At 61.3% G+C, this 2,829-nt stretch carries 1 protein-coding gene; it reads left to right on the plus strand.

Annotated features, from left to right (window positions below; all coding sequences use genetic code 11):
• Positions 1-2,749 (plus strand): isoleucine--tRNA ligase (gene ileS, locus ACFE0K_RS12695; RefSeq protein ID WP_434536409.1); only part of this gene is annotated, 2,749 nt, incomplete at its 5' end.
• Positions 2,750-2,829 lie beyond the last annotated feature (80 nt).

A 2,829-nucleotide genomic window follows, 5' to 3' on the forward strand; every position in this document is an offset into this window, starting at 1 on the left:
CTTTCCCATGAAAGCCGGTCTGTCCCAGCGCGAACCGGCGCGGCTGAAAGAGTGGCAGCAAAAGCAGCTCTACCAGAAGATCCGCGAGACCTTTGCCGGTCGGCCCAAGTTTATTCTTCACGATGGCCCTCCGTACGCCAACGGCGACATTCATATCGGCCATGCGGTGAACAAGATCCTCAAGGACATGATCGTCAAGTCCCGCACCCTGGCCGGCTTTGATGCCCCCTATGTGCCGGGCTGGGATTGTCATGGTCTGCCCATCGAACTGATGGTGGAAAAGAAGGTCGGCAAGGCCGGGCACAAGGTGGATGCCGGCACGTTCCGCAAGAAATGCCGTGAATACGCCAGCAAGCAGGTGAATGGCCAGAAGGCGGACTTTATGCGCCTGGGCGTGTTCGGCGACTGGGACAATCCTTACCTGACCATGGATTACGCCTTTGAGGCGAATATCATCCGCTCCCTGGGCAAGATCGTCGACAACGGCCACCTGCAGCAGGGCTTCAAGCCGGTGCACTGGTGTCTGGACTGCGCCTCCGCCCTGGCGGAAGCGGAAGTGGAATACTACGACAAGGTGTCCCCGGCCATTGATGTGGCGTTCAGTGTGGTGGATGGGGCGGATTTTGCTGCCCGCTCCGGCATCAAGGCCAGCGCCCCGGCGTTGGTGATCTGGACCACTACACCCTGGACGATCCCCGCTAACCGGGCCGTCGCCGTGCATCCGGAACTGGATTATGTGCTGCTGTCTGGAGAGATAGAGGGGCAGTCACGGGAGCTGCTGGTGGCCGAGGCGCTGGCGGACGATCTGGTCGAGCGTTGGGGCATGGACGGCGTATCCCGCTCTGCCACCGTGAAAGGCGACAAACTGGAAATGCTGACGCTGCAGCATCCGTTCCTGGACGCCCAGGTACCGGTGATTCTTGGTGAGCACGTGACCACTGATGCCGGTACCGGCCTGGTGCACACGGCGCCCGGCCACGGTGCCGACGATTTCGTGGTCGGTCAGCAATACGATCTGGACCCGATCAGCCCGGTGCTGGATAGCGGCTTGTTCCGTGATGACCTGCCGGTGGTGGGCGGCTTGCACGTCAGCAAAGCCAACGAACCGGTGATTGAGGCACTGCAGGAAAGCGGTGCCCTGGTGAAGCTGGCAAAAATTGAGCACAGCTACCCGCATTGCTGGCGTCACAAGACGCCACTGATCTTCCGCGCCACCGCCCAGTGGTTCGTTTCCATGGACCAGGCCGGGCTGTTGCCACGCGCTCGTCAGGAAATCGACAAGGTGCAGTGGCTGCCGGAGTGGGGCAAGGCCCGCATCGAAGGCATGCTCACCGACCGCCCGGACTGGTGTATCTCCCGCCAGAGGACCTGGGGCGTGCCCATTGCCCTGTTCGTGAACAAGGAAACCGGTGAGCTGCATCCGGACACCCCGGCCCTGATCGAACAGGTCGCCCAGCGGGTGGAGCAGGAAGGCATTGATGCCTGGTTCGATCTGGCGCCCGCTGAATTGCTCGGCGAGCAGGCCGACCAGTACAGCAAGGTGACCGATACCCTGGATGTGTGGTTCGATTCCGGTGTCACTCATTTCTGCGTGCTGGACCAACGTGAGCAGCTGAACACCCCGGCAGACCTGTATCTGGAAGGGTCTGACCAGCACCGTGGCTGGTTCCAGTCTTCGTTGCTGACCAGCCTGGCGGTTCGCGATGCAGCACCTTACAAGACCGTGCTGACCCATGGTTTCACCGTGGATGAGCATGGCCGCAAGATGTCCAAGTCCGTCGGCAATGTGATCGCCCCTCAGGAAGTGTGGAATGACCTGGGCGCCGATATCCTGCGCCTGTGGGTGGCGGCTACCGATTATCGTGGCGAGATGTCCGTGTCCAAGGACATCCTCAAGCAGATGGGCGACAGCTATCGGCGCATCCGCAATACCAGCCGTTTCCTGCTCTCCAACCTGAGCGGTTTCGACCCGGCTGACGCCCTTGAGCCGGAGCAGATGCTGGCGCTGGATCGCTATATCGTCGATCGCGCCCTGCAACTGCAGGAAGACATTCAGGAGCTGTACGAGGGTTACCATTTCCATCAGGTCTACCAGAAACTGCACAACTTCTGTGCCCTGGATCTGGGCGGCTTCTACCTGGATATCATCAAGGATCGCCAGTACACCACCCAGGCGGATTCCGTGGCGCGTCGCTCCTGCCAGACGGCCCTTTATCATATCGCCCAGGCGCTGGTGCGCTGGATGGCACCGGTGCTCAGCTTTACCGCCGAGGAAATCTACGAAAACCTGCCCGGCGAGCGCCTCGACTCCGTATTCCTGGCGGAATGGTATACAGGGCTTTTCGCTCTCACCGATGCAGATATGGATCGCAGCTTCTGGCAGCAGATGCAGGATGTGAAGCAGGCGGTGAACAAGGCCATCGAGAATGCCCGCCGCGACAAGCTGATCAAGGGCGGGCTCAGTGCCGAGGTGGTGCTCTATGTGGATGACAAGCAACAGGCGCTGCTGAATCGTCTGGGCGATGAGCTGCGCTTCGTCACCATTACCTCAGCGGCCACCCTCAAGCCGCTGGGCGAGGCGCCTGCCGAGCTGGAAGATACGGCGGTGAGCGGGTTGAAGGTGCAGGTGCTGGCCAGTGAGTATGGCAAGTGCGCACGCTGCTGGCACCACCAGCCGGATGTGGGCTCCCACGCTGCGCATCCGGAGCTGTGTGGCCGTTGCGTGACGAACGTGGACGGCGAGGGTTAGGTGCGACGCTATGCCTCAGACGCTGGGTAGCTCAGCTTCTGGAAGGAGGAAACGGCTGCTGCAGGGTGAGTGGATCTGGT

This window comes from Alcanivorax sp. (assembly GCF_051117345.1).
Classification (GTDB): domain Bacteria; phylum Pseudomonadota; class Gammaproteobacteria; order Pseudomonadales; family Alcanivoracaceae; genus Alcanivorax.